Source organism: Mycobacterium sp. TH-M116 (assembly GCF_057473685.1).
This window is the reverse complement of the sequence record NZ_JBYCLC010000377.1, coordinates 1-5,004: the sequence shown is the minus strand read 5'-3', so window position 1 is coordinate 5,004 and position 5,004 is coordinate 1. Positions and strand designations below refer to the sequence as shown.

At 64.1% G+C, this 5,004-nt stretch carries 4 protein-coding genes; 2 read left to right on the top strand and 2 right to left on the bottom strand.

Going from position 1 to position 5,004, the window contains the following annotated elements:
• Together AC2VOK_RS19655 and AC2VOK_RS19650 are read right to left on the bottom strand one after the other, a co-directional pair.
• Positions 1–388: hypothetical protein (locus tag AC2VOK_RS19655; protein WP_428901932.1), on the bottom strand; the 388-nt coding region annotated here is incomplete at its 3' end.
• Positions 389–575: 187 nt separating this feature from the next.
• Positions 576–1,445 carry a class I SAM-dependent methyltransferase gene (locus AC2VOK_RS19650; protein ID WP_428901931.1) on the bottom strand — a complete coding sequence of 290 codons (870 nt, stop codon included), beginning with the start codon at positions 1,443–1,445 and terminating at the stop codon, positions 576–578.
• A gap of 699 nt (positions 1,446–2,144) precedes the next feature.
• On the opposite strand from AC2VOK_RS19650, the gene AC2VOK_RS19645 reads away from it, so the two are divergent.
• Together AC2VOK_RS19645 and AC2VOK_RS19640 are read left to right on the top strand one after the other, a co-directional pair.
• Positions 2,145–2,369: an MbtH family protein gene (locus tag AC2VOK_RS19645; RefSeq protein WP_428901930.1), complete on the top strand. Its 225-nt coding sequence runs from the start codon at positions 2,145–2,147 to the stop codon at positions 2,367–2,369.
• A 66-nt stretch (positions 2,370–2,435) separates the two neighbouring features.
• On the top strand, positions 2,436–5,004 hold a 2,569-nt coding region (locus AC2VOK_RS19640; RefSeq protein WP_428901929.1), incomplete at its 3' end, for a non-ribosomal peptide synthetase.

Below are 5,004 nucleotides of genomic sequence, written 5' to 3'. Positions count from 1 at the left end.
AAAACACGGCAAGCGGATCTTTGACCACCGCAGAATGCTTTCTCCACCTGTGCATGGAAAGATCCTTGAAGATCCAGAGCATTTGTAGCGCGTCTCGCACGCTTTTGGCGTGCAGCAGATTTCTTCGTAGGGGGTACCTGAAGTTCACGAGGCGTGCCAGAAATTTCTCGTATTCGCGCGAGTTCTCATCGGTGAGGTACAGAAACGGCGTCAGAGGATTGGCGAAACCGCTCAATAAGCCACCCTCCGGAGTGAAAGGCTCGTGTATGTAGCCCACGCCAGGTGCGTGCGAAATCATTTGACCAGTCCAGGTTGTGCCCGATCGGGGTGCGCCGGTCACGAGAATCGGCTTCCTGTTCTCACCTGTATCGGTGGGTTCGTGCTCCATGGCGACGGTCGAATGCTCCTGTCTCGTTGAAGGTCTGGCCGGGCTCACATGACCCGGGTTCACATGACAATGCAGGCCCGCATGAAAATCGGGGCCTGCGGCAGTGCTGCTGATTCGGGAGCGGCGTCGGCAGACCGGCCGATCGGCCAACGACCGACAGGCGGATGCCGTGCGGCAAGGGAAGAATCTATGCCGCCTCGGCACGCAATTGAGACCTCAGTATCCGGTACTCCAACAAGCCCGCCCGCATCTGCTCGTAGATCGCGGAGCCGGGTAGCGCAAGGAAGTTGGCCACGCGAGCATTTCCGTCACCATAAACCTGCTCGTAGTTGTTGCTCGCTTGATCTCGGGAGGCGAGTACGTTGGCGGTGATGTCACGGTCGTCCTCGGTGACAAAGCCCAGCGCCTTCAAACGCGTCCTCACGTAGTCCCAGTCCTCGGGACTCAAGAAGTCCGTATGCAGGAACCAGGCCGTGGGCCGACAAATACGGCGGACTTCTTTGAGGAATTTTGGCAGATTGCCATAAGAATGGGACGATTCAATGTTGATGACTGCATCGCAGGCGGCTTCGTCCAGGGGAATGTTCAGGGCGTCGCCGACCTTGAAGTCGAGCGAAGGCTTGGTGTGCGTTTTGCTGCAGAAGCCGATGGCTTCCGAGGACAGGTCGATACCGATGACCCGGGCGTTGAACTTCTCCGCGACAAGGGCGGAGTTGCCGCCACGCCCACATCCTATTTCGACGACGGTGCGGTCATTGAGGTCGTGCGATCCGACGACTTCGAACACGAGTCGGACCGAGTTGACGTTGAAGGTACCTTCGCGAATCGGGAATGCCGATTCATTGCGAGAATCGATCGGCAGGTAGCCATAATTCAGGAAGAACGACGAGTCGGCCACCCCGATGTCTTCCAGGCGCCTGCTGAGTTTGTCGTAAAAGCTGCGCCAGCCGACTGCGGTCGTGGACAGAAGGTCGTCGGCGAGGTGCGCAGACATTGCGACCGGTGTTGCACTGTCCTTCGATTCGAGTTGCGCCGATTGTTCGCCATGGTTGTCCATTGATGTCGCCTCAATCAAATCTGCGTCGCCTCACCGAATTGTGCCGCCCCTACAGTAGCCTCGACGTCTGCGATCGCAAAGAACGCCCCGGTTCCGTCTGCTGAATCCGTGACACAGCCGGTGACACCAGGACGCGGTCGGCATCGCGGCCACGGTCGACGGGACTCCGGCGCCGATCAGGCCAGTTGTCGCCGTGGCGTCGACGCCCCGGACGGGCGGCGCAGCGGCCGCGCCGACGGCTTCGGCAACGGTTCTGGGCAACTAGTGCGACACGAACCAGACCGCGGGGTTGGCCCCGCACCGTGCCGGCCGATCGGCGGGGGCCAGCAAACGACACGGCGACCCGCGGTCGGAATCTTCTCGGGGCCTCAATGTGTCGGCACACGATTGCCGTTCATCAACAGTGCAGGTCTGCGGCTTTCGAGGCGTCGGTGCGCGTCGTCGCGGCGAAAACACGGCCGGCAACCTCGTGAGCGAACGCCCTCACCCGCTCGACGCACCGTGCGACGTGGGGCCGTGAACTGATCGCCGCGAATTTCAAGGTTCCAGAGTACGGCGCGCCAGATAGTACCACCGAGTAGGTTTCAGGTGAGGGATCGACACCTGAATTTCCCCCAAGGCCAAGACAACCTCCCTGGTCATCCAGTATGGTTTAGAACTTGTTACACCTATGTCCAGTAGACGGGTACGGGAGACGCGGTGAGCATCAATCCGTTCGACGACGAAGATGGCAGGTTTCTCGTCTTGGTCAACGACGAGGAGCAGCACAGCCTGTGGCCGGCTTTCGCCGACGTTCCCTCCGGCTGGCGGGTGGTGTACGGCGAAGCGGCTCGCGCGGAGTGTCTGGACTACATCGAGCAGAACTGGACCGACATCAGACCGAAGAGTCTGCGCGAGCGCTTGGCTGCGGGACAAGGGCATTGACGGTTAGCCGCGGGAGAGCGGCGTTGGCGCTTGGCCGCGGCACTGGGGCGTTGATAGGTAGACCGAATGACACGTGATGACCGGGCGCTTCCGCTGACGCGGGGCCAACTGGACATTTGGCTTGCGCAGGAGACGGGTCACGCCGGTACGGAGTGGCAGCTCGGCGTACTTGTGCGATTCGACGGAACGATCGATCCCGACGTACTCAAGCGCGCGATCAGTCAAGCGATGGGGGAGGCCGAACCGGCCAGGGCCGCCATCGTCGAGGCCGATGGCCAGGTTTTCCAGCGGGCGATCGATTACCCGGACGTCGAACTGGACTTCCACGACCTGAGCGACGCGCGCCATCCGGTGCAAGAGGCTCGCGCGAGGGCGTTGTCCATCCAGCACACGCCCATGTCCCCGGCCGGCCCGCTGTTCAAATTCGCCTTGTTTCAGACCTGGGTGGACGAGTTCTACTTGTTCGGCTGCTTCCACCACATGATCATCGATGGAACCGGAATCACGCTGCTCGCCAACCGGATTGCGACCGTATACGCGGCAATTGTTGCTGGCTCTCCCATTCCGCCGTCCTTTTTCGGATCCCTGGAAGATCTGGTTCGGTGCGAGTCGGAATACGCAGCGTCCACCGACTACCGCGAAGACCAGGCCTATTGGACCGGCAACATTCCGTCGGACAGCGGGCCGCATGACCGGTTGTCCCCGACCGGTGGCGAGGGGGAGCAGCGTGCGCCCTCTGCGCCGGTTCGGTTGGACCCCGTCGCCCTGCGGCGAGTTCAGGAGTTGTCCGACGCGTGGAGGGTGCCGAGGTCATCGGTGATCACCGCGGCGTGCGCACTGCTGGTGCGCGGGTGGGGTGCCCAGGGCTCACAGGTGGTGCTCGACTTCCCGGTCAGCAGGCGGGTGCGTCCGGAGTCGAAGATGATTCCCGGGATGCTTTCCGGGGTAGTGCCACTGGTGATGAGCCTCTCGCCGGAAACCACGGTGGCCGACTTTTGTCAGCACGTCGATACCCGAATACGGGAAGCGTTGCAGCATCAGCGGTTCCCGGTGCATGCCCTGGAACGCAAAGCCGACCCGCGCGGCGACGGTCAGCCGACCGATCGGGTGAGCGTCAACTTCATGCCCTCCACGATGACCATGGACTTCGCCGGTGTGGAGGCATCGGCGTCGTTTACCAACCCCGTCCAGGTGGGCAGCTTCGGATTGATCTTCTCCGGCGCCGGCGATCAGCTTTTTCTCAGTACGGCGGGCGCGGGCGGGGCATTTGCGAATTTCGACGTCCCGGAATTGGCGAGGCGACTGCAGCGGGTGTTCACAGCGATGACCGCCGACCCCGGGCGGCGGCTTTCGTCGCTGGAACTACTCGATGCCGGTGACCTTGGCGGGCTGGACGGGTGGGGCAACCGGGCGGTGTTGACCCGCCCGGCCACCGCCTCGGCGTCGATTCCGGTGGCGTTCGCCGCCCAGGTGACCCGCGCCCCGGAGGCGACGGCGATCACCTGCGGAGAGCGTTCGTGGACCTACCGCGAGGTCGAGGAGGCTTCCGGCCGGCTGGCGAACCTGTTGGCCGGTCAGGGCGTAGGCCCGGGTCAGCGGGTGGCGCTGTTGTTGCCGCGTTCGGCCGAGGCGATCGTGGCGATTTTGGCGGTGCTCAAAACCGGGGCCGCCTACGTGCCGATCGACCCGGCGGTGCCGGCGGCCCGGATCGCGTTCGTGCTCGACGATGCGGCGCCGATCGCGGTGATCACCAACACCGGGTTGAGCGATCGGCTGGACGGGCGCGATCTGCTGGTCATCGACGTCGACGATCTCGACGATCCCGCCGTCGACGTGCGGTCCGACACCGCGCTGCCGGCGCCGGACCCGGAGAACATCGCCTACCTGATCTACACGTCGGGGACCACCGGTGTCCCCAAGGGGGTGGCCATCACCCACCACAACGTGATCGGGCTGCTGGACTCTCTCGCCGTCGAGTTGGCGCCGGGGCTGGTGTGGTCGCAGTGGCATTCGTTGGCCTTCGACGTCTCTGTCTGCGAGATCTGGGGTGCGCTTCTGGCCGGCGGGCGCCTCGTCGTGGTGCCCGAGTCGGTGGCGCGTTCGCCGGAAGATTTCCATGCGCTGTTGGCCGCCGAAGAAGTCGGCGTCTTGAGCCAGACCCCGTCGGGGTTCTCTGCGCTGCAGACCGCGGACGCGCTCGCACCCGAGCTCGGACGTCAGCTCAAGCTTGAGGCCGTGGTGTTCGCCGGGGAGGCGCTCGAACCCCAGCGTCTGTCGCCGTGGCTGGACAACCACCCGGGTTTGCCGCGCCTGCTGAACCTGTACGGCACCACCGAGACGACGGTGCACGCCTCGTTCCGGGAGATCCTCGCCGCCGATGTGCACAGCACGGCCAGCCCCGTCGGGGTGCCGCTGGCCCACCTGGCCTTCTTCGTGCTCGACGCATGGATGCAGCCGGTGCCCGCGGGGGTCGTCGGCGAGCTGTATGTGGCGGGCTCGAGCGTGGGAGCAGGGTATTGGCGGCGTCCCGGGTTGTCGGCGACGCGGTTTGTGGCGTGTCCGTTCGGGGCGCCGGGGGCGCGGATGTATCGCACCGGGGACCTGGTGTGGTGGGGTGCGGACGGTCAGCTTCGCT